Genomic DNA, 24,137 nt, shown 5'->3' with positions numbered 1-24,137 from the left:
GTCGTCACGAGTCGCGGGAGCCGGCGGGCGAGGTGAGCACCGACAGCCTTCGCACCGACAGCCGCACCCCCTGGCCGAAGTGGCGCTCCAGGAAGAGCCCGAGGCCGAAGCTGAGTCCGCGCGGCCGTACGGCCTCCTCCCGGCCGCCGTTGTCCCGCCGGAGCCAGCGCGCGTCCAGTGCGCGGAAGCCGATCCGGTCCACGGACAGGACCTCCTGCCCGTCGGCCGTCCAGTGGGCGGTTCCGGCCGCGGCGTCGTACCCGACCTCGAGCCGGTGGAGCGTGCCGGGGGTGCGGTCCGCGACCGGGACGCAGTAGGTGAAGGCCGCGAACTCGGCGTCGGGCCGCAGCGCGAGCCGCTCGTAGACCGCGTAGAGCCGGCTGTGCGTGAGGAAGAAGTCGAAGATGATCCCGGACTCCAGATCGACCGAGATCAGGCCGCCCGCGCCGAGCCGGGCGTCCGCGTCGGGTTCGGTCACGTCGTCGTACGGATGGGAGCGCAGACCGAAGCCTCGCAGTCCCATCTCGGCCCTGACCGAGAGCCGTTCGCCGGGCACGGCGGTGAACGCCGCGCGCGCGCCGGCGGTGCCGCCGGTGGTGAAGGCACCCCACCGCAGATGCAGCGGGGTGCCGTCCGGCCCGGGCTTGGGCTCGGTGAACGCCGGCCGCCGGGTCCCCGGGTGGGCGGCGCTCGGCACGACCACCAGGCCGTCCGGTCCGCCGCGGACCAGCCCGTCTCCCGCCTCGAGACCGTCGACCGGGCGAAGCCGCCACGGCGCGCCCGGTCCCTCGGTCACCAGCCCCCCGGCGAACTCCTCATGGAAGATCTCTGTGCTCATCCGGCCGCCCTCCCCGTGGTGTACCCGTCCTACGGGCTCCACCTTGGCAAGAGGGCGTCGAGGTCCGCTCGAAGCGGAGTCGAAGGGTGCTGGGTCAGACGTCGCGGCCGCGCTGGGCGGCGTCGCCGCCGAGGCCCCAGGTGATGATGCGCTTGGGGTGGATACGGATCATCGCGGTACCGAAGTAGGGGTGCGGCGGCTGCGCGTCGGTCAGCGCCTCGGCCCGGCCGCGCACTTCGATACCGCGTACGTTCCACGGCTGCGTGGAGATCAGGTCGTCGACGACGAAGGCGACCTGGTCGTGCTTGGTGACATTGCGGAACTTCTTGCTGGCGGTCAGGTTGTGCCCGCCGATGTCGATCGTGCCGGTCTCGGTGTTGACGCGGAACGAGACCGGGTTGGCCTGCGGCTGGCCGTCGGGCGCCACGGTGGCCAGCCGGCCGAGGTTCTGGGAGGCGTAGTACTCGAGCTCGTCAGGAGTGAAAGGCATGTCAGCTTCCTTGGACCTTGATGTGATCGGAATGCTCCCGGCCGGGCACGGCCCCTGCCGGGGGCGTCGGAGTCGTGACGGAGGAGGGCAGCCAGCGGAGCACGGCAAGGGCGCCCACGAGCGCCACCGCGGCAGCCGCCCCGGCGGCCAGGTGCATGGCGTCCAGGAACGCCTGGCGCGCGGGGCCGACAAGTCCGCTCTCCCCCAACCTAGTCGCGGCCAGGAGGGTGGCATCCAGGGACTCGCCGGCCTGGTGCCGCGCGGAGGGCGGCAGTACGGCGAGCTCGTCCTCGATGCCGCGGCGGTACGCGGCGCCCATGAGGGAACCGAGCACCGCGACGCCCAGGGCGCCGCCCAGCTGGCGCACGGTGTTGTTCATCGCCGAGGCGACGCCCGCCTTCTCGCGTGGGATCGCGTTCATGATGGACACGGCCGCGGTCGGCATGACGCATGCTACGCCCGCCCCCAGCGCGGCGAACAGGACGAGGATCAGCCATACGGGTGCGTGCTGGGTCACGAAGGTGACCCCGCAGAGCGAGGCGGTGACGGCCAGCATGCCCGCCGCGCACACGTTCCGGGGGCCGATCGAACGCACCAGGACCGTGCTGAGCGGGCCGCAGACCACGTTCGCGACGGCCAGTGCCACGGTGCACCCCCCGGCCTGAAGGGGGGTGTAGCCACGCACGCTCTGCAGGTAGAAGGCGCTGAAGAAGAGGAAGCCCATCATCGCGAAGCTGACGAAGCCGACGGCCGCGACGGCGGTGGAGAAGGCCTTCATCCGGAAGAAGCCGAGCTCCAGCGAGGGTTCCGGGGTACGCCGCTCGTGCCACAGGAAGACGAGGAGCAGGCCGAGACCCGCCAGGCCGGCCGCCCAGACCGCGGGCCGGGTGACCCCGCCGCTCCGGCCGGCCTCGATGATCGCGTAGACGAGCGGCACGACACCGGCGATCGAGAGCAGCAGTCCGGCCGCGTCGACACGCCGGCCCGCCACGCCCCGGGTCTCGGGCACCACCAGCACCACCGCGACCAGGCACCCGGCCATGAGGGGCACGTTCACCAGCAGGACCGAGCCCCACCAGAAGTGCGCGAGCAGCAGCCCGCCGGTGACGGGCCCGATGCCGAGGGCGAAGCCGACCGAGGCCGCCCAGATCCCGAGGGCCTTGGGCCGCTCGCGCAGCGGGAAGACGGCGGCGATGGTGGCGAGCGTGCTCGGCAGCACCGCCGCGCCGCTCACCCCCATGCAGGCACGGGCGGCGATGAGCTGCTCCGGCGACCCGGCGTAGGCCCCGGCCAGGGACGACAGTCCGAACAGGCCGAGGCCCAGCAGGAGTACCCGCCTGCGGCCCAGTCGGTCACCCAGCACACCCCAGGTGAACAGTGTCGCCGCGAAGGCCAGGGTGTAGGCGCTGAGCACCCATTCCACCTGGCTGTGCGAGGCGCCCAGGCCCTGGTCCGGGTCGGTGAGGGTGCGCAGCGTCACGTTGAGCACGGTGTTGTCGAGGATGATGCCCACCAGGCTGACGACCAGCACCCCGAGGACGGCCCAGCGGCGCGGATGGCCCTCGTCCGCCGGGCCGCCCGGACGGCCGGGGTTCGGTGTCACAGCTCCGGCACCAGGACGAGCTTGCCCCGCACATGGCCCTGCTCCAGCCGGTGATGGGCCTCGGCCGCCTTGGCGAAGGGGAGGACGGCCTCGACGTGCGGCCGCAGCCGGCCCTCGGCGCAGAGCGCGGCCAGCGCGGCGAGCCGCTCGGCGGACCGCACCACCTGCGGCATGACGATGCCCTCCTGGGCCGCGGCACGGAAGTTGGCGAGGGTGGCGATCCGGGCCCGGTCCGCGACGAGTTCGAGCGACACGGCGAGCGCTTCAGGACCTCCGTGGCAGTCGAGGGCGGCGTCGACGCCGTTCGGGGCCAGGGCCCGCACCCGGTCGGCGAAGCCCGGCCCGTAGGCGACGGGCAGTGCGCCCAGCGACCGCAGGTAGTCGTGGTTGTGCTCGCCGGCGCTGCCGATCGCCGTGCCGCCCCGCTCCCGGACGAGCTGGACGGCGAGGCTGCCGACACCGCCGGCCGCGGCGTGCACGAGCACGGTGTCCCCGGGGCCGACCCGCAGTTCGCCCAGCGCGATGTCGGCGGTCTGTCCGACGGCCGACAGGGACCCCGCGACCTCCCACGACAGCTCCGGCGGCTTCGCGGTGATCTGGTCCGCGCCGACGGCGAGCACCTCGGTGCCGGACCGCAGTACGGCGAACCCGAGCACCTCGTCACCGGGCGCGAACCCGGTCGCCTCCGGCCCGGTCCGCTCGACGACCCCGGCGAACTCGTTGCCGATGATCTGCGGAAACTCGACCGGATAGCGACCGCGCATGCCGCCCGAGCGCACCCGGCAGTCGAACCCGTTGACTCCGGCGGCCCGTACGCGGACCGTCACCTGGCCCGGCACCGGCACCGGCTCGGGGACATCGACGAGGCCCAGTACGTCCGGCCCGCCGAACTGGTGAATGGCTACGGCCTTGGGCATGCGTTCTCCCTTGTTCGTCCGAATGCCGCTGCGACTACTTGTGCTTCTTGACCTGTGTGCTGGCCAGGACGGTCTCGGGCTTCGCCGGGTCGGGGAAGCACTCGAAGGGGCCCCACTCGTCCAGGATCGGCTGGTAGCGGTACCAGTAGAAGCCCGGGTCCTCGTAACCCGACCCGCCCGAGACGAAGTTGAGCGTGCCGGTGGTCCTCGGGGCCTTGTAGGTCACCTTCAGCGTCGGCAGGTCGAACTCGACGCCGCCCTGGAACGGGCCGGAGGCGCTGACGACGATGTCCCGGCCCTCGACCTCGACCCTGACGTCGGAGTCGCCGAGGCCGCTGCCTCCGGTCAGCCGTACCTTGTGGACCTTCGCGCCCTCCGGGATCCGGTAGGCGATCCGCACGTCGTTGACGATCTGGTTGTACTCGGCGAAGGCGGTGATCGGGTCGGGGTCGTAGGTGGCGTTGAACTTCTTGCCGGCGCGGACCGAGGCGGGCACGGTGACGTCGAAGCCGCGCTCGTAGTCGTAGACCGGGTGCGTGTTGCCCTGCACCCAGGTGCGGCACTCGTACGGCACGGCGACGCTCGCGGCGTGCGCGCCGGTACCCAGGGTCACGAGTCCCCCCAGGGCGATGGCGGACGCGGTGGTCAGACGTATCGCGTGGTGCAGCGACGAGGTCATGGAACGGTCTCCTTCGGGTTCTTGGATCAGGAATGCTTGGACGCTTCGGAGGAATGCCTGGGCACTTCAGGGGACGAGCACGACCCGGCCCAGCTGGGCCCTGGCCTCGACGACGGCGTGCGCTTCGGCCGCCCGCTCCAGCGGCAGCCGGGCGTGCACCGCGGACGTCACCTGGCCTTCGGCCAGCAGTCGGGTGAGTTCGGCGACGCCCGCCTCGTACTCCCGGGGGCGGCCGTCACGCCAGGCGGACAGGGCGAAGCCGGTGACGTACTTGATGCCGATGAGGTCCATCACCGACACCCTCGGGATCGCCAGCTCGCCGCCGGACGAGCCGTAGAACACCAGCCGGCCGCCCGGAGCGAGCAGGCCGACTCCCTGTTGCAGGACCTCGGCGCCGATGCCGTCCAGAATCAGGTCGGGGCCACGTCCCCCGGTGAGTTCCCGGACCTCGTCGGCCCAGTGCGCGCAGCGGTGGTCGACGACGGCGTCGGCGCCCGTCGCGCGGGCGAACTCGCGTTTGGCGGCCGCGCCCGCGGTGCCGATGATCCGGCCGGCCCCGGCCGCCCGGGCGAGCTGGACCGCGATGTGGCCCACCCCGCCGGCCGCCGCGTGGACCAGCACCGTCTCGCCCTTGCGCAGTTGTCCGGTGCGCAGGATGCCGAGGGCGATCAGTCCGGTGCCCGGGAGGACCGCGGCCTCGGCGGCGTCCAGCTCGTCGGGCACGGGTACGACGGTGACGGCGTCGACGACGACCTGCTCGGCGTAGGCGCCGTAGAGGGTGAACGCACCGACCCGGTCTCCCGGCCGCAGGGCCGTGACGTCGGGACCCACCGCGGCGATCCTGCCGACCACGTCGCCGCCGAGGACGACGGGGAAGACGGGCCGCCACATCGGCGCGGGAAAGGCCTCGCGCCGCATCTGGGTCTGCGCGTGGCCGACGCTCACGGCCTCGACGGCGATTCTCACCTGGCCGGGGCCGGGCTCGGGGACCGGACGCTCGGCGACGTACAGCACGTCGGGGTCCCCGTACCGGTCGAACTGCACGGCACGCATCACGCGCTCTCCTCCTGGGGCTGCTCGGTCCGCCCCAGGGCGGCCAGTACGGCGAGGTGCCGGTCGTCACGGTCCCGGACCAGTTCGGTGTAGGGCCGGTGTCCGTAGGCGGCTTCGGTCTGTGCGACCAGGGCGTCGAGGGCCTGTGGGGTGAGGTCGGGCTGTCCGAGCCCACGCCAGCCCTGTTCGAGGCCGCTGCCCAGGTGCTCGAGCCACTTGCGCAGGCCGCCCGGACCGCCGCCCAGGTGGAACGCGTGGAACGGCCCGATGGTGGACCAGCGCAGGCCGATCGAGTCGGTGACGATCCGGTCGAGCTCCTCGACGGTCACCACGCCTTCGAGGACGAGGTGGATGCTCTCGCGCAGCAGCGCCGACTGGAGCCGGTTCGCCGCGAAGCCGGGCAGCGCCCTGCGCACCACGACGGGGGTCCGCCCGACCGACGCCAGGAAGGCCACCGTCCTTTCGACGGCCTCCGGGTCGGTGCGTTCTCCGCGGACCACCTCGACCAGCGGAACGATGTGCGGTGGATTGAACGGATGCGCGACGACCAGCCGGCCCGGTCCTGGCATGTCCCGGCTCAGCTCGTCGGGGAGCAGTTTCGACGTCGAGGACAGCACGAGGGCCTGGTCCGGGGCGGCCGCGCCGATCTCGGCGAACAACCGCTGCTTGAGCGGCAGGTCGTCGGGGGCGTTCTCGGAGACGACGTCCGCCCCGGCCACCGCCCGGCCGACGTCCGGCTCGTACTCGATGCGCGCCGCCAGCTCGTCCACCCGCCCCGGGGAGAACAGCCCGAGCGCCTCGCGCACGACGCGCCGGACGTCGGGCCGACGGCTGTTGACGCGTACCGTCAGCCCGTGGGCGCTGAACAGATTGATCCATCCCAGGCCGATCGTGCCCGCCCCGATCACTGTCACGGTGCTCATGGCGACGAGCCTGGCAGCGCCCACTCGAACCCGGCTCGAGGGAACTTCGAGGCCGCGGCGCGACCGTGGCCGTATGACCATCACCGCGCTTCCCACCGGCCTGTACGCCGAGGTCCTGTCGTTCTACGGCCACCAGATGCAGAAGCTGGACGGCCGTGACTTCGCCGGCTACGCCGCGACCTTCACCGAGGACGGCGAGTTCAAGCACTCGCCCACGCTGCCCGCCGCCCACACCCGGGCCGGGATCACCGCCGTCCTGGAGGACTTCCACCGCAAGTTCGACGCCCGCAGGATCCAGCGCAGGCACTGGTTCGACCACACGGCGCTGAGCCAGGCGTCCGACGGCTCGATCACGGCGACGAGTTACTGCCTGGTGCTGACCGTCCACGCCGACGTCAAGGCGCCCGAGTTCGGGCCGAGTTGCCTCGTGCACGACGTCCTGGTCCGGGGTGCGGACGGCGAGTTGCTGCTGCGCTCCCGCCACGTCACCCATGACCACGTCTTCCCCGGCTGACCGGCACGGGAACGGCCGCCGCATCGGGTGCACCCTCCTCTTCGCGCCAACCTCGTCGTGTCCGACTCCGCGGGCGGCTTGGGACATTGACAGCGGTGACCCGGTGAACGAACGCTGACAGGGGCACACGACGCGCCTCGCCCACCACAGGCACCACGGGCACGGTCGGAAGGAGACGGCATGGCGACACGGCGGCGCCCGACCGGACACGCCCGATGAACCGATACCCCACGGTCGCGGAGGTCACCGCGGCGGCGCGGCGGCTGGTCTCCCGGTTCCCGGGGGCGGGCCGCCTGCGCCGTGTCGGCACGTCCCGGGCGGGCCGGCCGATCCTGATGCTGTCGGTGGGCCACGGACCGCGCCACGTCCTGGTGGTGGCCCGGCCGCACCCGGACGAGCCGGTGGGCGGCGCGACGGCACTGGCGCTGGCGGAGCGGGTCGCGGGCGGCGACCGGCGCTCCCCGGCGACCGACCCCGACGCCGTCACCTGGGACATCGTCCTGTGCCTCGACCCGGACGGCGCCGCTCTGAGCGAGGGCATCGAGACGGCGACCGCCGGCCCCGCCCCGACCCTGGCGCCCTACTACCGCGCCGCCTTCCGCCCGGTCGCCGCGGAGCAGCCGGAGTGGGCCCCGATCGTCGGCCGGCGACTCCCGGAGAGCCGTGCCCTGTTCGACGTGATCGCCGGCCTGCGCCCCGTCCTCCAGTGCTCCCTGCACAACGTCGACGCGGGCGGCACCTGGGCCCAGCTCACCCGCGGCCTCCCCGGACTCGCCGCCCCCTTCGCGGCGTCCGCCGCCGACCTGGGCGTCCCGGTCCAGCACGGCACGTACGACGCCCTGTACTGGGAGAACCCGGCCCCCGGCATCCATGTCCTGCCGCCGCCGGGCAGCACCGCGCGGGCGGCGGCCGGGTCCGAGGACATCGGCCGGTCCACCTGGTGCGCGCCCCAGCGGTACGGCGGTGCCACGGCGATCGTCGAGGTACCGCTGTGGGCCACCGCCCCGGCGGACGACCTGACCCCGCACGCGGCCCCCGCCCGGGCCCTGCGCGAGCTGTCCGGGCTGGTGCGGGAGGGCGGCCGGCAGGTGACCGCCGTGTTCGAGAAGGCCCGCGGCTTCCTGCCGGCACCCGGGGACAGCCCGCCCGTACGCGTACTGGAGTGGATGGCCGACGACCTGTACGACCTGGTGGCCGACTCCTGGGAACCCCTGGTCCGGCAGGCGGAGGCGGGGCCGCGCACCGACGGCTCCCCCTCGTTGACGGCGGCCGGGATCGGCGCCCTGGAGGTCGTCGCGCGCCGCCAGCCGCTCCGCGCGGCGGGACTCCTGCTGCGGCTCCTGCGCGCGGCCGAGGACCCGGCGGCCGCCGGGCTCCACCACGAGCTGGACGCACGCTTCACCACCTGGTGCACGGAGTTCGAGACGTCCCTGCGGCTGCGCTGGGTACCCGTGCCCGCCCAGGTGGAACTCCAGACCCGCACGGTCGTGGCGGCGGCGGAGTGCGCGCTGACGCCGTGAAGCACCTCGGGTGAACCACCGGCGCAGGGTCAGCTCCACACCTGTCGTTCCAGGCTGCGGGGGTCGTCGACCTGGCTCCACTCGGCGTCGATGCGCATGGTGGCCCGGCGGTCGGTGTCGTACGGGTCCCAGCCGGGGTCGCCGGTCCGGGCGAACCGGATCCAGGTCGCGTGGACCCGGGCGGCGAGGTCGGCGGGGGCCCGGTCCGGGCCGAGCAGGGCGGCGGGGCCGTTGAGTTCGGGCCGGTCCGCGAGGTCGAAGACGAAGGGCAGTTCGACCGTGTGGGTGGCGCCGAGCTCTCCGTCCAGGGCGCGGGACCGCCAGGCGAACTCGTAGGCGTGGGTGGCGGCCCGCGGGTGGGCGGCATGCGCGCTCGCCAGCGCACGGCTGCCCGCGCCGAACAGGGCGTCGGCCATGACGGCGGAGCGCAGCTGGGCGAAGGATGCCCCGGGGCGTGACGCACGGTAGGTCTCGACGAGCCGTGCCGGATCGGGGTGCGAGCGTGCGGCGGCCTCGTCGACGTCTGCGGCGGTCGAGGTGGCGTACTTGCCCACCGGGACCAGGTAGAGGTTGCCCTCCTCGGTGTTGGTGCCGACGAGCAGATCGACGTCGGCGGCGCGGCCGGCGGCCACGGATGCGGCGGGCTGGGTGTCCAGGACCAGGCTGAAGGGGCTGAGGCCGATCAGCGGGTCGCCGTGGGTCTCGGTCCGCAGGTCGATGCCCGCGAGCCCGGAGGCCGCCTCGACGAGCCGCTCGTCGGGGATGCCGGCGAACGCGTCCACGTGCGGCTCGATGCCCAGGGCCTCGGCGGCGGCCCCGGTGACGCGGGCGGCCTGCTCGGGCGTGAACGCCCCCAGGCCGCTGCCGCTCTGCACGATCGCGCGGCGCAACAGCCCGTCGGCCTCGCGGGTGGCGAGGACGCCGCCGACGACGGTCGCCCCGGCCGACTGGCCGAAGAGGGTGACGTTGTGCGGGTCCCCGCCGAAGGCGGAGACGTTCTCCCGCACCCAGCGCAGCGCGGCGACGACGTCGAGCAGGCCGCGGTTGGCGGGCGCCCCGGGGACGTCGAGGAACCCGGCGATCCCGAGCCGGTAGTTGAGGGTGACCAGGACGACGCCGTCACGGGCGAACGCGGAGCCGTCGTACAGGGCGGCCCGCGTCGATCCGGCGACGAAACCGCCGCCGTGGACGAACACCATGACCGGCAGCCCGCCACCACCGGTGGCGGGCGTGAAGACGTTGACGGTGAGGTAGTCCTCGCCGCGGCTCCAGCCGGTGCCGAAGTAGGGGGTCATGTCGATGTCGCCGAGCCTGCGTGCGGACTGCGGGGCGTTGGGTCCCGGCACGGTGGCGTCCCGTACGCCGTCCCACGGCTCGTGCGGCCGCGGCGGGGCGAACCGGGCGGCGCCGCGGGGCGGAGCGGCGTACGGAATGTTCAGGAAGGTGAGGGCGTCGCCCCGGCGCAGGCCGCGGACGGCGCCCTGCTCGGTGGTCACGACGGGTTCGGGGTGGTGGTTCATCTCTCGTGTCCTTCCGCGGGCCTCAGGCCGACTCGGTGTACCTGGCGAAGGGCGCCCAGCCCTTGACGGCGAACTTGCCGCCCTCGCGCACGACCTCGGCGGCGCCGTGGCCGCCGAGGTGCGCGGGGAAGACGAGGGCGTTGCTGTCCACCGCCGAGCCCAGGAGCCGGTGGCGGGTGGCACGGGCTTCGGCGGGGTCCTCGCAGAAGCAGCTGTTGGCGTCGGGCTCGTGGATCTGGATCGGGCTGTGCATCAGGTCGCCGACGAACAGGGCCCGGTCGGAGCCTGACTCCAGCCGCAGCACGGACGAGCCGGGGGTGTGGCCGGGGGCGAGGTCGAGGCGCAGGTTGGCGTCGATCCGGTGGCTGTCCTCCCACAGCAGGGTGAGACCGGCCGCGTGCACGGGGGCGACGCTGTCCTCGAAGACGTTCTGGTTGCCGCGGCCGAGCAGGGTCTTGATCTCGTTGGCCGGGTTCCAGTAGTCGAAGTCCGCCTTGGCCATCAGGTAGGTGGCGTTGGGGAACGTCGGTACCCAGGTCCGGCCGTCGAGGTAGGTGTTCCAGCCGACGTGGTCGACGTGCAGATGGGTGTTGATCACGATGTCGACGTCCTCGGGCCGGACCCCGGCGCGGGCGAGATTGCCCAGGAAGTCGGTGTCCAGGCGGCTCCACACCGGCGCGTACGGCCGGTCCTTGTGGTTGCCGACGCCGGTGTCGACCAGGATGGTCTTGCCCTCGCTGCGCAGGACCCAGGTCTGGATCGCGGTGTTGACGATGCGGGTCTCGGCGTCCAGGAAGTCCGGAACCAGCCAGGAACGGTGCGTGTCCCACGCCTGGGCCGGGCTGTCCGGGACGAACGCCTCGGGCGTCATGCCGACGGGGCCGTAGTACTCCCGGACCCGGGTCACGGTGACATCGCCCAGGGTGATGGTGTCCACGGTGTGCTCCAGTTCAGAAGGTCTTCAGAAGGTCGGGCGTGAACGCCCCTGTTCCGCAAGACTGCGCCGCGGGTGGCGGGCGGCGGTATGCGTCACGTGACTGCACCCGTGTCCGCCCGAGTCCGTCGTGTGCGGCTGTGGACAGCAGGAATACGGCCGAGGCATCGCCGCGTTGCCGTCAGGGCTGTCTCAGTTCCTGGAGCATCCGTGAAGAATGGTGAACGCGCACGACCGGGCCGCGGCTCGCCCGCAGACATCGGTCCGACCGTGGTGGGCCGGGAGGCCGAGATCGCGGAGATCGGGAGTCGCATCGCCGTCGACCGGTCCCCCAGCTCGGTGCTGATCGTCGAAGGCGACCCCGGCGCCGGCAAGAGCGTCCTGCTCGACCTCGCCGTACGGCGGACACGCGGCGTCGGCCACCGGGTACTGAGGGCGGTGGGCAGCGAGTCCGAGGCGCCCCTCGCGTTCGCCGGTCTGCACCAGCTGCTCCGCCCGGTGCTCGGCGACCTGGAAGGCCTCCCGGCACGCCAGCGCTCCGCGCTCCGGACCGCCCTGGGACTGGCCGAGCACACCGAACACGCCGACACCCCCGACGCCCTGCTCGTCGGCCTGGCAGTGCTGACCCTGGTGTCGGACCTGTCCGAACCGGCACCGCTGCTCGTGGTGGTCGACGACGCCCAGTGGATCGACCGCGCGTCCCTGGACGTCCTCTCCTTCCTGGCCCGGCGCATGGACAGCGAGCCCGTGACGCTGCTGATGGGCGTGCGTACCGCGGCCGTGCTGCCCGGGTTCGACAAGGGATACGAGCGCCTGGAGATCGGGCCGTTGAGTGGTGACGCGGCGAACCGGCTGCTGGATGAGCAGCCGAAGCGGCCCACGGGCCGTACCCGGGTCCGGATTCTGCAGGAGGCGGCGGGCAATCCGCTGGCCCTGGTCGAACTCGCCCGCGCCGCGGCGAACAGACAACCGGAGGGCAGCGCGGTGGAGGGCCCGCTGCCCGTCACCGACCGGCTGGAAGGGATCTTCGCCGGCCACCTGCGGAGCCTGCCGGAGACCACCCGCCGCGCCCTGCTGTCGCTCGCCACCGCCGACGCGGCGGACGCTCCGGTGGCCGCACGGGACCTGCCCGAGGCCGACGACACGGTATGGCTGCCCGCCGAGCGGGCCGGTCTCGTACGGCGGGACGGCACCGGGGTCTCCTTCCGCCACCCGCTCGCCCGCTCGGCGGTCTACCACGCCGCGCCCTTCGAGCAGCGCAGGCGTGCCCACCTCGCTCTCGCCCGGCTGCTGGGCGAGGAGCCCGACCGCCGCGCCTGGCACCTCGCCGCCGCGGCCGTACGACCCGACGAGCAGGTGGCGGCGGCACTGCGGGAAACAGCGGGCCGGGCCGGGCGCCGGGGCGGCCACGCGGCCGCTGCCGCCGCTCTGGAGCGCGCCGCGGAACTCAGCCCGCACCGCGCGGACCAGGCGCGACTGCTGGCCGACGCCGCGGAGACGGCCGTCTTCACCGGTCAGCTCGGCTGGGTGGAACGCCTGGCCGCCGGGGTCCGGGAGCGCAGTGACGACCCGGCGCTGATCGGCCGGGCGGCGCTGGCGACGGGACAGCTCATGGCCATGGGTCCGCACCACACGGCCGCCTTCGCGCTGCTGTCGCGCGTCGCCGACGCGGCGGCGGCCACCCGGTCGCCCCACCTGCCGGACGCGCTCGCCGCCGCGGCGGTGGTCCGCTACTACTCGGGCGAGGAGTCCCAGCGGCAGCGCATCGAGACCCTGCTCTCCGAGGTGCCGGACTCCCCCGCGGGCGGTGCGCTGCGCGCCTGGACACTGGCCGTCTCCGATCCCGCCGGCGCGGGAGCGTCCCTCGCGCCGGCGCTGCCCCGGCTGATCGCCGCGGCCAAGGACGAGGCCGGATCACTGACGGCGCTCGCCGTCGTGGCCTGGCTCCTCGACCGGACCCCCCTCGCCGCCGCGACCTTCGACGAGGCGTTCGGCCGTTGGCAGGCCCGAGGCCCGCTGCCGGCCGGTCTGGCCTGCGCCGCCGGCTGGGCGTATCTGGAGCAGGGCCGCTGGGCCGAGGCCCGCTCGGTGGCCGCCGAGATCGCGGAGGTGGCCTCGCAGGCCGGACTGGATCACGCCGAGGCGTGCGCACGAACCCTCGACGCGACCGTGCTGGCCTTGCGCGGCGAACCGGCCGAGGCACGTGGCAACGCCGAGCGGGCGCTGGCCCTCGTCGATCCCCTGGAGAGCCGTTCCGTCGCGGTCTTCGCCCGCCGTGCCCTGGGGCTGGCGGCGGTGGCCGAGGGCGACTACGACAGCGCGTACGCGCAGTTCCGCGCCGCCTTCACCGAGGACGGAGACCCGGTCCACTACCACGTCTCCCCCACCGTCCTGGCCGAACTCGCCGCCGCGGCCGTCCGCCGAGGACAGCGCGAGCACGCCGCGGAGCTGCTGGGGCGCTCGGCGCGGCGCCTGGGCCCCGGCATGTCGGCACGCCTCTCGCTGCTGGTCGAGCGAGGCCGCGCCCTGCTCGCCGAACCGGAGGACGCCGAACGCCACTTCCGGGCGGCGCTGGCGGGGGAGGCGGGCGAGCAGTGGCCCTTCGAGCGGGCACAGACCCGACTGGACTACGGGGAGTGGCTGCGCCGTCAGCGTCGCGTGGCGGAGGCCCGCCCGCTGCTGGCCGGAGCACTCGACACGTTCCGGCGGCTCGGCGCCCGGCCGTGGATCGACCGCACGAAGGCAGAACTGCGAGCCGCCGGCATCGAGGCGGACAGCGCCACGCCCGGTGCCCTCACCGAACTCAGCCCCCAGCAGCAACAGATCGTCCAGCTCGCGGCCCACGGCCTGACGAACCGCGAGATCGGGGAGAAGCTGTTCCTCTCCCCGCGCACGGTCGGCTCGCACCTCTACCGGGTCTTCCCCAAACTGGGCATCACCGCCCGCTCCCAACTGCGCGACCTGCTCGACGGCGCCCTGCCGGGCCCCGGTCCGGCGCAGTGGCTGGGCTCACCGGTCAGACGTTGAAGCGGAACTCCACGACATCCCCGTCCCGCATCACGTACTCCTTGCCCTCCATGCGGGCCTTGCCCTTCGCGCGGGCCTCGGTGACCGAGCCCGTTTCGACCAGGTCGTCGAAGGAGATGACCTCCGCCTTGATGAAGCCCTTCTGGAAGTCGGTGTGGATGACACCGGCGGCCTCGGGGGCGGTGGCGCCCTTCTTGATGGTCCAGGCGCGGGATTCCTTGGGGCCGGCCGTCAGGTAGGTCTGGAGGCCCAGGGTGCGGAAGCCGACGTGGGCGAGGGTGGCGAGGCCGGGCTCGTCCTGGCCGACGGACTGGAGGAGTTCGAGGGCCTCGTCCTCGTCCAGCTCGGCGAGGTCCGCCTCCAGCTTGGCGTTGAGGAAGATCGCCTCGGCGGGGGCGACCAGATCGCGCTGCTCGTTCTTGAAGTCGTCGTCGGTCAGCTCGTCCTCGTCGACGTTGAAGACGTAGAGGAAGGGCTTCGTGGTGAGGAGGTGGAGGTCGTGGAGGAGTTCCGCGCGCTCGCTGCCCTGGAGGATGCCCCGGGAGAAGAGGGTGTCGCCCTTCTCGAGGATTTCCTTGGCCTCCTCGACCGCCTTGACCTTGGGCGCGACGTCCTTCTTGATGCGCGACTCCTTCTGGAGGCGCGGGAGGACCTTCTCGATGGTCTGGAGGTCGGCGAGGATCAGCTCGGTGTTGATCGTCTCGATGTCGTCCTTCGGCGAGACCTTGCCGTCGACGTGCACGACGTTCTCGTCCTTGAAGGCGCGGATGACCTGGCAGATCGCGTCGGACTCGCGGATGTTGGCCAGGAACTTGTTGCCCAGGCCCTCGCCCTCGCTCGCGCCGCGAACGATGCCCGCGATGTCGACGAAGTCGACCGTGGCCGGGAGGATCTTCTCGGAGGAGAAGATCTCGGCCAGCTTCGTCAGGCGGGGGTCGGGGACGCCCACGACGCCGACGTTGGGCTCGATCGTGGCGAACGGGTAGTTGGCCGCGAGCACGTCGTTCTTGGTCAGGGCGTTGAACAGGGTCGACTTGCCGACATTCGGCAGACCGACGATTCCGATCGTGAGCGACACGTTGCGACTTCCCGTACGTGAGATGCGGAGGGGCGGGTTGGGGCGGGGCAGGCCAGGCAGGGCCGATCCACCAGTCTACGGGGTGTGCCGAGCCGGACCCGCTCGGAGTCGAACGCTTGGCCAAGGCACGCCCGACGGCGTGTCTGTCGGGCTATTCGGCACATAAACCGACCTAAGTTGGTCCAGTGGAGCAACACAGGACGCGACCTGCCCAGTACGGACCGCGACGAAGCGGGGCGCCGCTGCCCTCGCAGGGGCGGGGTGGTGCCGTCGCGCGGTCGCCCGCGGGGCGGGTGGGGCGGCCGGCGGGACAGCGCAGGGAACCGGTGCGGCCGGCGCCGGCGGCGGGTTCGCCGGTGGCGAGGCTGGTGCGAGCCCTGCGCGGGATGCCCAATCCCCGGTTGACGGGGCTGGGCAGCGGTCTGTTCTGCGCGGCCGTGATGACCCTGCTGGGCTTCCTCGACGAGCTGCTGTTCGGCGCGTCCCTCACCGCGTACGGCGTGCTGTTCGTGCCGGTCAGTCTGCTCACCGCGCTCTGGGTGCGCCGGGGCGACCTGCTGACCGCCCCCGTCGTCGTGCCGATCGCCTTCGCCGTGGGCCTGGTGCCCGTGGCGGAGAGCGGGGACGGCGGTCTCGGCGGCCGGCTGATGGGGATCGTGACCGCACTGGCCACCGAGGCCGGGTGGCTGTACGGCGGGACGCTGGTCGCCGGATCGACCGTGATCGTCCGCCGGATCCGGCTGATGCGGCGACGGGCCGCCGCCGCTCGGAACCGGCCCCCCACGTGACCGCCTGCGCTCAGCCCGCCGCGTGCATCGCCGCGCCCACGATCCCCGCGTTGTTCTGCAACTGGGCGGGGACGATCTCGGCCCGGACGCCCTTGATGTGGGGCAGGAACTTCTGGGACTTGCGGCTGACGCCGCCGCCGATGATGAAGAGCTCCGGCGAGAACAGCATCTCGACGTGCGCGAGGTACTTCTGGACGCGGTGGGCCCAGTGCTCCCACGACATGTCGTGGTCGTCCTTGACCTTGCTGGAGGCGCGCGTCTCCGCGTCGTGACCGTCCAGCTCCAGGTGGCCCAGCTCGGTGTTGGGGACCAGGAGGCCGTCGGTGAACACCGCGCTGCCGATGCCGGTGCCGAAGGTGAGCAGGACGACCGTGCCCTTGCGGCCGCGGCCGGCTCCGAAGTGCATCTCCGCGACGCCCGCCGCGTCCGCGTCGTTGACGACCGTCACGTCGAGCCCGCCCAGCCGCTCGCCGAACAGGGCGCGCGCGTCGGTGTCGACCCAGCTCTTGTCGACGTTGGCCGCGGTGCGCACCGTCGCGCCGCCCGTCACCACGCCCGGGAAGGTGAGGCCGACCGGTCCGGTCCAGCCGAAGTGCTCGACGACCTGCTTGACCCCGTCGGCGACGCCGTCGGGGGTGGCCGGGTGCGGGGTCAGCACCTTGCAGCGCTCCTGGGCCAGGTCGCCCCTGTCGAGGTCCACAGGGGCGCCCTTGATCCCGGATCCGCCGATGTCCACGCCGAAGATCTGCATGGCCCTACGTTACGACGGACCACTGACGGTCACCCAGGCGGTGCCCGGCGGTCAGGCCCCGGCAGTCCCGGAGCCGCCCCGCTCCGCCACCAGGGAAGCCGCCTCCTCGCGCAGGTCGCGGCGCAGCTCCTTGGGCAGCGAGAAGGTGATCGACTCCTCGGCGGCCTTGACGATCTCCACATCCTCGAAGCCGCGCTGCGACAGCCATTCCAGGACCTGCTCGACCAGCACGTCCGGGACGGAGGCGCCGGAGGTGACGCCGACCGTGGTGACGCCCTCCAGCCAGGTCTCGTCGATCTCGTCGGCGAAGTCCACCAGGTACGCCGCGCGGGATCCGGCCTGCACGGCGACCTCGACCAGGCGCTTGGAGTTGGAGGAGTTGCGGGAGCCGACGACGATCACCAGCTCGGCCTCGGCCCCCATCTGCTTCACCGCGAGCTGGCGGTTCTGCGTGGCGTAGCAGATGTCGTCGCTCGGCGGGGAGATGAGCTGCGGGAACTTGTCCTTGAGGGCGTCGACGGTCTCCATCGTCTCGTCGACGGAGAGGGTGGTCTGGGAGAGCCAGACGACCTTCGACGGATCGCGGACCTCCACCTTGGCGGCGTCTTCGGGACCGTCGACGAGCTGGATGTGGTCGGGGGCCTCGCCGGAGGTGCCGATGACCTCCTCGTGGCCCTCGTGGCCGATCAGCAGGATGTCGTAGTCGTCGTTCGCGAAGCGGACGGCTTCCTTGTGGACCTTGGTGACGAGCGGGCAGGTGGCGTCGATGGTGGCCAGGCGGCCGCGCTCGGCCTCCTCGTGGACGACGGGGGCCACGCCGTGCGCGGAGAACATCACGATGTTCCCCTCGGGGACCTCCTCCGTCCGCTCGACGAAGATCGCGCCCTTCTTCTCCAGGGTCTGGACGACGTACTTGTTGTGGACGATCTCGTGCCGGACGTACACCGGAGCCCCGTACTGCTCCAGGGCTTTCTCGACGGCGATCACGGCGCGGTCCACACCCGCGCAGTAGCCACGGGGGGCGGCGAGCAGGACACGGCGGCCAGGCGAAGCAGTCATGGCACCCATCGTAAGGCCGCGTTCGGCGGGTCAAAGATCGCGTGGGTACGGCGTTGCCGGGGAGACTGGCGGGAACGCTCCGAGGCGGAGCCCCGAGGCGGAAACCGGGGCGGGGACCGAGGCACTGGCGGAGGCACCATGGCGCAGAGCGGTACGACGGCCCCGGGGGCCGGTGAGGAACAGCAGCTGAGGCGCAGTCTGGGCTTCAGGGACCTGGTCGTCTACGGGCTGCTGTTCATCGCGCCCATGGCACCGGTCGGCGTGTTCGGCACGCTGGACGCCAAGTCGCACGGTGCGGTCGCCCTGGTCTATCTCGTCGCCACGGTCGCGATGGCGTTCACCGCATTCAGCTACGCGCAGATGGTGCGGGTGGTCCCCCAGGCGGGCTCGGTGTTCGCCTACGCGCGCGCGGGGCTCGGCAACGGGGCCGGGTTCGTCGCCGGGTGGATGGCGATGCTGGACTACGTCCTCATCCCGGCGGTGGCGTACCTGTTCTCCGGCATCGCGATGGAGGCGCTCGTCCCCGAGGTGTCGCGGTGGGTGTGGACGGCGATCGCGGTGGTCGTCACGACGCTGCTGAACCTGTGGGGGGTGCGGACGGCGGCCCGGGTGGGCTTTCTGGTGCTCGCCATGGAGATCGTCGTACTGGTCGTCTTCGTGGCGACGGCGATCGTGGTCCTGGCGCAGGACGGGGCCGAGCGCGACTGGCTGTCGCCGCTGTCGGGGGACGGCACGCAGGGGGCGTTCGCGCTGTCGGCGGTGGTCGGGGCGGTGTCGGTGGCGGTGCTGTCGTACCTGGGCTTCGACGCGATCGCCACGTTCGCCGAGGAGGTCACGGGCGGGTCGGCGAAGGTCGCGCGGGCGCTGCTGTTCTGTCTGGCGCTGGCGGGCGTGCTGTTCGTGGCGCAGACGTACCTGGTGGCGCTCCTCGAACCGGTGTCGTCGGCGCAGCTGGCGGCGGAGCCGGAGCGGCAGGGGTCGGCGTTCTACGACGCCGTGGACGCGTCGGTGGGCACGTGGCTGCACGACCTGGTGGCGGTGAGCAAGGCGATCGGCGCGGCGTTCGCGGCGCTGGCGGGGCAGGCGGCGGCCGGGCGGCTGCTGTTCGCGATGGGCCGCGACCGGCGGCTGCCGGGGGTGCTGTCGCGGACGGACGCCGGGGTGCCGCGCGTGGCGCTGCTGGTGTCGGCGGTGATCACGATGGCGGCGGCGGTGTGGGCGGCACGCCGGGACGACGGTCTCGACCACCTGGTCTCGGTGGTCGACGTCGGCGCGCTGACCGCGTTCACGCTGCTGCACGCGAGCGTGGTGGGCTGGTTCGTGGTGCGGCGCGGCGGGGGCCGGGTGAGCTGGTGGCGGCATCTGCTGGTGCCGGTGCTCGGCGCGGCGATCACGATCGCGGTGATCGTGGAGGCGTCGGGGGCGGCCCAGGTGGTCGGCGCGATCTGGCTGGCGGTGGGCCTGGTGGTGCTGGCGGCGCAGTGGAGGGGGCGCCGGGACGCGGAGACGACGGGTGCGTGAGGCGTGGGCCGCGCCTGCGCACCGGCTCGGCGCGGGCCGGAAGGCCGGGCCACAGGGGCACGGGCCCGGCACGGCTCAAGGGCCGGGCCCGAGGGACCGACAGACGCGGGGACACGGGCTCGACGCGAGCTGAAGAGCGAGGACCGTGCGGACGACGGACGCGGCGACACGAACCCGGCACGGGCTGAAGGGCCGGCGCCGCAGGGACAGCGGACGTGGGGATACGGACCCTGCGCGAGCCGAAGGGCCACGGCCGCGAGACCCATGGGCGCGGCACAAGCCCGGCACGGGCTGAAAGCCCGCGCCGCAGGGACGACGGGCGCGGCGGCGCAGGCGGATGACGGCGGGGCGGGGAGGCCGGGGCGGGGCGGGGAGGCCGGGGCGGGCCGGGGGCGGGCCGGGGCTGTGGTGCGGTCGGCGGGTGGGGGAACGGGCTCGCAGGGGCCGGATTGTCGGACCCGGCCGTTACGCTCGGGCGCATGGCTGCCAACTCGACCCCCGAAAGTCCGCTGCCCGTGGGCGAGGTGTCCCGGCTGATCGGGGGCTGGATCGACCGGCTCGGCGCGGTCTGGGTCGAGGGGCAGATCACCCAGTTGTCGCGGCGGCCGGGCGCCGGTGTGGTGTTCCTGACACTGCGCGACCCGTCGTACGACATCTCCGTAAGCGTGACCTGCTACCGGCAGGTGTTCGACGCCGTGGCGGACGTGGTCGGCGAGGGCGCACGGGTGGTCGTGCACGCCAAGCCGGAGTGGTACGCGCCGCGGGGTCAGCTGTCGCTGCGGGCCGCCGAGATCAAGCCGGTGGGCGTCGGTGAGCTGCTGGCGCGGCTGGAGCAGCTGAAGAAGGCGCTCGCGCGCGAGGGGCTGTTCGCGGCGGAGCGCAAGCAGCCGCTGCCGTTCCTGCCGCAGCTGATCGGCCTGGTGTGCGGGCGGGCGTCGGCGGCCGAGCGGGACGTCCTGGAGAACGCCCGGCACCGCTGGCCCGCCGTCCGCTTCGAGGTGCGCAACGTCGCGGTGCAGGGCGTGCACGCGGTGCCGCAGGTGGTGCAGGCGGTGAAGGAGCTGGACGCGCGGGACGACGTGGACGTGATCGTCGTCGCGCGGGGCGGCGGCAGCGTGGAGGACCTGCTGCCGTTCTCCGACGAGCAGCTGGTGCGGGCGGTCGCCGCCTGCCGTACGCCGGTCGTCTCGGCGATCGGCCACGAGCCGGACAGCCCGCTGCTCGACCTGGTCGCCGACCTGCGCGCCTCCACCCCGACCGACGCCGCCAAGAAGGTGGTGCCGGACGTGGGCGAGGAGTACGAGCGGGTACGGCTGCTGCGCGACCGCGCCCGGCGGTGTGTGGCGGCGTTCGTCGACCGTGAGGAGCGCGGGCTGGCCCACGCGCTGGCCCGCCCGTCGATACAGGATCCGCACCGGATGATCGAGGAGCGGGCCGAGCAGGTGACGGCGCTGCTGGACCGGGGTCGCCGTTCGCTGCGGCACCACCTCGACCGGGCCGACTCCGAGCTGACGCACACGCACGCGCGCGTGGTGGCCCTCTCCCCCGCCGCGACCCTCAAGCGGGGGTACGCGGTGCTCCAGCGGGCCGACGGCCACGCGGTCCGCGACCCCGGCGAGGTGGAGCCCGGCGAGACGCTGCGGGCCCGGGTCTCCGAGGGCGATTTCTCCGTACGAGTCGACGCATAGGGTGGGTGGATGACCAGCGAGGTGGAGCAGCCGACGGCGATGTCCGAGGCGCTCGGGTACGAGCAGGCGCGGGACGAGCTGATCGAGGTCGTCCGGCGGCTGGAGGCCGGCGGTACGACGCTGGAGGAGTCCCTCGCCCTGTGGGAGCGGGGCGAGGAGCTGGCGAAGGTGTGCCGCCGCCGGCTGGACGGCGCCCGGGCCCGCCTGGACGCGGCGCTGGCCGAGGAGGAGGCGGGCGCGGAGGACGGCGGCGCGGGGGGCGACACCCCCGGGGGCCTGTCCTAGCTAGGCGTCCTTCGCCGTGTCCTCGGCCAGCGTGTGCGCGACGAGCGCGTTGGCGTGCCCGTGGCCCAGGCCGTGCTCGGTCTTGAGCCAGGCGACGAGTTCCATGTGCTTGGTGAGCGGCGAGGTGCGGATGAGGTCCTTCCACTCCGCGACCGGGCGGCCGTACTTCTTCTCGATGGACGGGAAGTAGCTGGCCGGACCCTTGACCGTGTTGCTCATGTCGGTGCTCTCCCTGGTGCGAGTGGCGGTGTACTGCCGTGTAGGACCGCGCTCGCCGGGCGAAGTCATCTCCCAGCGCGCGTGATCCACATCACTCGATCGACCCACCTGTGAAGCGGATCACCACACCCCGCTTTTGGTTGAAGCTTGAACTTCTTTGTCGTAGTGTCGTCGGCGTCAACGGCTCCCGGCCCCCACAGCCGCGCGGAGCCGACGCATCCCCCCGGAGAAAGTTCACGCATGTCTCTCGTTCTTGACCCCGCCGCCCAGGACCTGCTGTTCCGCGAGGCCCGCACCGCGAACACCTTCACCGACGAGCCCGTGACCGACGAGCAGGTGCAGGCCATCTACGACCTGGTCAAGTACGGTCCGACCGCCTTCAACCAGTCGCCGCTGCGCATCACGCTGGTCCGCTCCCCCGAGGCCCGCGAGCGCCTGGTCGCGCACATGGCCGAGGGCAACCGGCCCAAGACCGCCGCCGCCCCGCTGGTCGCGATCCTGTCGGCGGACAACGAGTTCCACGAGGAGCTCCCCGAGCTCTTCCCGCACTTCCCGGCCGCGAAGGACGCCTTCTTCAGCGAGCGCCCGGTCCGCGAGGGCGCGGCCACGCTGAACGCCGCTCTCCAGGCCGCCTACTTCATCGTCGGCGTCCGCGCCGCGGGTCTGGCCGCCGGACCGATGACCGGCCTCGACTTCGAGGGTGTGCGCAAGGAGTTCCTGGACGACGACCACACCCCGCTGATGGTCGTGAACATCGGCCGTCCGGGCCCGGACGCCTGGTTCCCGCGCTCCCCGCGGCTGGCCTACGACCAGGTCGTCACCACGGTCTGAGGCACGCGGCACCGCACCCGCGACGAAGCCCCCGGCATCCCGCCGGGGGCTTCGTCATGACCTCTGGGGGCCGGGCCGCTCGGCCCGGCGGGCGGTCACGTGAGCTTCAGGGCCGCCGCCATCTTGCCGAGCTGCTCGAACGACCCGGTGCCGGCCACGACCGTCGTCGCGCCCTTCATGTCGCCGGTGCCGTCCAGCACCAGCGCGTCGTACCGGCCGCCCGTGTACCGCGTCCAGGTCCGGCCGCCGATCTCCTCGGTCCGCTCGGTCGCCTGACCGCCCTGGCTGGCGTCGTGGATGAACGTGGACGGCTTCTTCGTGGACTGCTCGACCGCCACGTACTCGCCGTCCGGGGCCGTGAACCCCAGGTGCCAGGCGTCGGAGTCGTCGCCGCGGAAGCGGACGGAGGTCGGCTTCCAGTCCTCGGACAGCCCCTCGGGCGCCGCCACCGGGTACGACGCGGCGCGCTGCGCGGTCAGCAGTTCGACCCGGTAGTCGACCCGCTTGAGGTCCGGTTCGCCGTCGTCGTGCGGGATGAAGATCCAGATCACGCCCGCCGCGAGGACGATGACCCCCAGGGACAGAATCATGTCCCGGGCCGACTTCTGCTTGCCTTTCATACCTGCCACGCCCCCTATCGTCGCAGGTGCCCGCTCCGCTCATACGTGGGGTCCCCTGCTCATTTTGTCGGACTGACGATAGAGTCGTGGCCATACCCTCATCCGGCCGTCGTCGTATCAGAAAGGTGCGTTCCGATGACCGAGCATCATCTCCCGTCCGAGCTGGACGTCCCCTCGGAGGCTCCCGACCGCAACCTCGCCATGGAGCTCGTGCGGGTCACCGAGGCCGCGGCGATGGCCGCGGGCCGCTGGGTCGGGCGCGGTGACAAGAACGGCGCCGACGGTGCCGCGGTGCGCGCCATGCGGACCCTCGTCCACACCGTCTCGATGAACGGCGTCGTCGTCATCGGCGAGGGCGAGAAGGACGAGGCCCCGATGCTCTTCAACGGGGAGCGGGTCGGCGACGGCACCGGGGCCGAGGTCGACATCGCCGTCGACCCGATCGACGGCACCACGCTGACCGCCAACGGCATGACCAACGCGATCGCGGTGCTGGCCGCGGCCGAGCGCGGCTCCATGTTCGACCCGTCCGCGGTCTTCTACATGGACAAGCTGGTCACGGGCCCCGAGGCCGCCGACTTCGTCGACATCAACGCGCCCGTCGCCGTGAACATCCGCCGGATCGCCAAGGCCAAGCGGCGCACCCCCGAGGACGTCACCGTCGTGATCCTCGACCGGCCGCGGCACCAGGGCCTCATCAAGGAGGTCCGGGAGACCGGCGCCCGGATCAAGCTGATCTCCGACGGCGACGTGGCCGGCTCCATCCTGGCGCTGCGCGAGGGCACCGGCATCGACCTGCTGCTCGGCATCGGCGGCACGCCGGAGGGCATCATCTCGGCCTGCGCCGTGAAGTGCCTCGGCGGCACCATCCAGGGCAAGCTGTGGCCCAAGGACGACGAGGAGCGGCAGCGCGCGGTCGACGCGGGGCACGACCTGGACCGGGTGCTGACCACCGACGACCTGGTATCCGGGGACAACGTCTTCTTCGTCGCGACCGGCATCACCGACGGCGAGTTGCTGCGCGGGGTGCGGTACCGGTCGGAGACGGCGACGACCGACTCGATCGTGATGCGGTCCAAGTCGGGGACGGTGCGGCGGATCGACTCCGAGCACCGGCTGAGCAAGCTGCGGGCGTACAGCGCGGTGGATTTCGACCGGGCGAAGTGACTCCGTCGGTTTCGCGGGGCGCCTACTGAGTTGGGGGTGCCTGTCGTGGGGCGGGTGCGGGTGCGTCGTGGCTTGTCGCGCAGTTCCCCGCGCCCCTGGGTTGGCCGCGAGC

23 protein-coding genes are annotated in these 24,137 nt (G+C 72.8%); 9 read left to right on the top strand and 14 right to left on the bottom strand.

Annotation, left to right across the window (positions count from 1 at the left end; translation table 11 throughout):
* Positions 1 to 4 precede the first annotated feature (4 nt).
* The 7 genes from ACFYZ3_RS08245 to ACFYZ3_RS08215 form a co-directional block, all read right to left on the bottom strand.
* Positions 5 to 838 (bottom strand): DUF6081 family protein, encoded by an 834-nt coding sequence (locus tag ACFYZ3_RS08245; protein ID WP_388514727.1) that lies wholly within the window; start codon positions 836 to 838, stop codon positions 5 to 7.
* A gap of 94 nt (positions 839 to 932) precedes the next feature.
* Positions 933 to 1,328 (bottom strand): PPOX class F420-dependent oxidoreductase, encoded by a 396-nt coding sequence (locus ACFYZ3_RS08240; RefSeq protein ID WP_003973901.1) that lies wholly within the window; start codon positions 1,326 to 1,328, stop codon positions 933 to 935.
* Position 1,329: 1 nt separating this feature from the next.
* Complete coding sequence (locus ACFYZ3_RS08235) at positions 1,330 to 2,931, bottom strand: MFS transporter (protein ID WP_388514726.1); 1,602 nt, start codon at positions 2,929 to 2,931, stop codon at positions 1,330 to 1,332.
* Positions 2,928 to 3,848 carry an NADP-dependent oxidoreductase gene (locus ACFYZ3_RS08230; RefSeq protein WP_388514725.1) on the bottom strand — a complete coding sequence of 307 codons (921 nt, stop codon included), beginning with the start codon at positions 3,846 to 3,848 and terminating at the stop codon, positions 2,928 to 2,930. Before ACFYZ3_RS08230 ends, ACFYZ3_RS08235 begins: the two co-directional genes overlap by 4 nt.
* A gap of 34 nt (positions 3,849 to 3,882) precedes the next feature.
* A complete protein-coding gene (locus ACFYZ3_RS08225; protein ID WP_388514724.1) occupies positions 3,883 to 4,527 on the bottom strand; it encodes a hypothetical protein in 645 nt (214 codons plus the stop codon).
* A gap of 66 nt (positions 4,528 to 4,593) precedes the next feature.
* A complete protein-coding gene (locus ACFYZ3_RS08220; RefSeq protein ID WP_388514722.1) occupies positions 4,594 to 5,580 on the bottom strand; it encodes a zinc-binding alcohol dehydrogenase family protein in 987 nt (328 codons plus the stop codon).
* A complete protein-coding gene (locus ACFYZ3_RS08215; RefSeq protein ID WP_388514720.1) occupies positions 5,580 to 6,503 on the bottom strand; it encodes a 3-hydroxyacyl-CoA dehydrogenase NAD-binding domain-containing protein in 924 nt (307 codons plus the stop codon). Before ACFYZ3_RS08215 ends, ACFYZ3_RS08220 begins: the two co-directional genes overlap by 1 nt.
* Positions 6,504 to 6,576: 73 nt before the next feature.
* On the opposite strand from ACFYZ3_RS08215, the gene ACFYZ3_RS08210 reads away from it, so the two are divergent.
* Positions 6,577 to 7,017 carry a nuclear transport factor 2 family protein gene (locus tag ACFYZ3_RS08210; RefSeq protein WP_388514718.1) on the top strand — a complete coding sequence of 147 codons (441 nt, stop codon included), beginning with the start codon at positions 6,577 to 6,579 and terminating at the stop codon, positions 7,015 to 7,017.
* Positions 7,018 to 7,232: 215 nt separating this feature from the next.
* Positions 7,233 to 8,537: a M14 family zinc carboxypeptidase gene (locus tag ACFYZ3_RS08205; RefSeq protein ID WP_388514717.1), complete on the top strand. Its 1,305-nt coding sequence runs from the start codon at positions 7,233 to 7,235 to the stop codon at positions 8,535 to 8,537.
* 29 nt (positions 8,538 to 8,566) lie between these two features.
* Here the strand turns inward: ACFYZ3_RS08205 and ACFYZ3_RS08200 are convergent, their stop codons facing one another.
* Entirely contained in the window at positions 8,567 to 10,057 is a 1,491-nt protein-coding gene (locus ACFYZ3_RS08200; protein WP_388514716.1) for a carboxylesterase/lipase family protein, read from the bottom strand.
* Positions 10,058 to 10,079: 22 nt separating this feature from the next.
* Positions 10,080 to 10,994 (bottom strand): MBL fold metallo-hydrolase, encoded by a 915-nt coding sequence (locus ACFYZ3_RS08195; RefSeq protein WP_388514714.1) that lies wholly within the window; start codon positions 10,992 to 10,994, stop codon positions 10,080 to 10,082.
* A gap of 207 nt (positions 10,995 to 11,201) precedes the next feature.
* Here ACFYZ3_RS08195 and ACFYZ3_RS08190 point away from each other — a divergent pair, with 207 nt between their 5' ends.
* The gene (locus tag ACFYZ3_RS08190; RefSeq protein ID WP_388514713.1) at positions 11,202 to 14,018 is read left to right on the top strand and encodes an AAA family ATPase; all 2,817 of its coding nucleotides are present in this window, start codon (positions 11,202 to 11,204) and stop codon (positions 14,016 to 14,018) included.
* On the opposite strand, the gene ychF is transcribed toward ACFYZ3_RS08190, so the two are convergent.
* Positions 14,008 to 15,096 (bottom strand): redox-regulated ATPase YchF, encoded by a 1,089-nt coding sequence (gene ychF, locus ACFYZ3_RS08185; RefSeq protein WP_388514711.1) that lies wholly within the window; start codon positions 15,094 to 15,096, stop codon positions 14,008 to 14,010. The genes ACFYZ3_RS08190 and ychF overlap by 11 nt on opposite strands.
* Positions 15,097 to 15,281: 185 nt before the next feature.
* Here ychF and ACFYZ3_RS08180 point away from each other — a divergent pair, with 185 nt between their 5' ends.
* A complete protein-coding gene (locus ACFYZ3_RS08180) occupies positions 15,282 to 15,884 on the top strand; it encodes a DUF6542 domain-containing protein (RefSeq protein WP_388514710.1) in 603 nt (200 codons plus the stop codon).
* Positions 15,885 to 15,894: 10 nt separating this feature from the next.
* Here the strand turns inward: ACFYZ3_RS08180 and ppgK are convergent, their stop codons facing one another.
* Positions 15,895 to 16,635 (bottom strand): polyphosphate--glucose phosphotransferase, encoded by a 741-nt coding sequence (ppgK, locus tag ACFYZ3_RS08175; RefSeq protein ID WP_388514708.1) that lies wholly within the window; start codon positions 16,633 to 16,635, stop codon positions 15,895 to 15,897.
* A 51-nt stretch (positions 16,636 to 16,686) separates the two neighbouring features.
* Complete coding sequence (locus ACFYZ3_RS08170; protein WP_388514706.1) at positions 16,687 to 17,703, bottom strand: 4-hydroxy-3-methylbut-2-enyl diphosphate reductase; 1,017 nt, start codon at positions 17,701 to 17,703, stop codon at positions 16,687 to 16,689.
* Between the two features lie 129 nt (positions 17,704 to 17,832).
* On the opposite strand from ACFYZ3_RS08170, the gene ACFYZ3_RS08165 reads away from it, so the two are divergent.
* The 3 genes from ACFYZ3_RS08165 (at position 17,833) to ACFYZ3_RS08155 (ending at position 21,188) form a co-directional block, all read left to right on the top strand.
* Positions 17,833 to 19,215, top strand: coding sequence for an APC family permease (locus tag ACFYZ3_RS08165; protein ID WP_388514704.1), 1,383 nt, complete (start codon positions 17,833 to 17,835; stop codon positions 19,213 to 19,215).
* A 479-nt stretch (positions 19,216 to 19,694) separates the two neighbouring features.
* On the top strand, positions 19,695 to 20,903 hold the full coding sequence (xseA, locus tag ACFYZ3_RS08160; RefSeq protein WP_388514703.1) for an exodeoxyribonuclease VII large subunit: 1,209 nt from the start codon (positions 19,695 to 19,697) through the stop codon (positions 20,901 to 20,903).
* Positions 20,904 to 20,912: 9 nt separating this feature from the next.
* On the top strand, positions 20,913 to 21,188 hold the full coding sequence (locus ACFYZ3_RS08155) for an exodeoxyribonuclease VII small subunit (RefSeq protein WP_388514702.1): 276 nt from the start codon (positions 20,913 to 20,915) through the stop codon (positions 21,186 to 21,188).
* On the opposite strand, the gene ACFYZ3_RS08150 is transcribed toward ACFYZ3_RS08155, so the two are convergent.
* Complete coding sequence (locus ACFYZ3_RS08150; protein ID WP_361003701.1) at positions 21,189 to 21,407, bottom strand: DUF4287 domain-containing protein; 219 nt, start codon at positions 21,405 to 21,407, stop codon at positions 21,189 to 21,191. It abuts the gene before it with no gap.
* Positions 21,408 to 21,647: 240 nt separating this feature from the next.
* Between ACFYZ3_RS08150 and ACFYZ3_RS08145 the strand changes: the two genes are divergently transcribed.
* Positions 21,648 to 22,238: a malonic semialdehyde reductase gene (locus ACFYZ3_RS08145; protein WP_003973928.1), complete on the top strand. Its 591-nt coding sequence runs from the start codon at positions 21,648 to 21,650 to the stop codon at positions 22,236 to 22,238.
* 95 nt (positions 22,239 to 22,333) lie between these two features.
* On the opposite strand, the gene ACFYZ3_RS08140 is transcribed toward ACFYZ3_RS08145, so the two are convergent.
* Entirely contained in the window at positions 22,334 to 22,858 is a 525-nt protein-coding gene (locus tag ACFYZ3_RS08140) for a DUF4245 domain-containing protein (RefSeq protein ID WP_388514868.1), read from the bottom strand.
* A 135-nt stretch (positions 22,859 to 22,993) separates the two neighbouring features.
* Between ACFYZ3_RS08140 and glpX the strand changes: the two genes are divergently transcribed.
* A complete protein-coding gene (gene glpX / locus ACFYZ3_RS08135) occupies positions 22,994 to 24,025 on the top strand; it encodes a class II fructose-bisphosphatase (RefSeq protein WP_087807460.1) in 1,032 nt (343 codons plus the stop codon).
* Positions 24,026 to 24,137 lie beyond the last annotated feature (112 nt).

Origin of the sequence: Streptomyces sp. NPDC001599, from assembly GCF_042893535.1 — a bacterium.
In the GTDB taxonomy this organism is placed as follows: domain Bacteria; phylum Actinomycetota; class Actinomycetes; order Streptomycetales; family Streptomycetaceae; genus Streptomyces.
The sequence above is the reverse complement of the archived record's forward strand: the minus strand, read 5'-3'. Positions and strand labels throughout refer to the sequence as shown.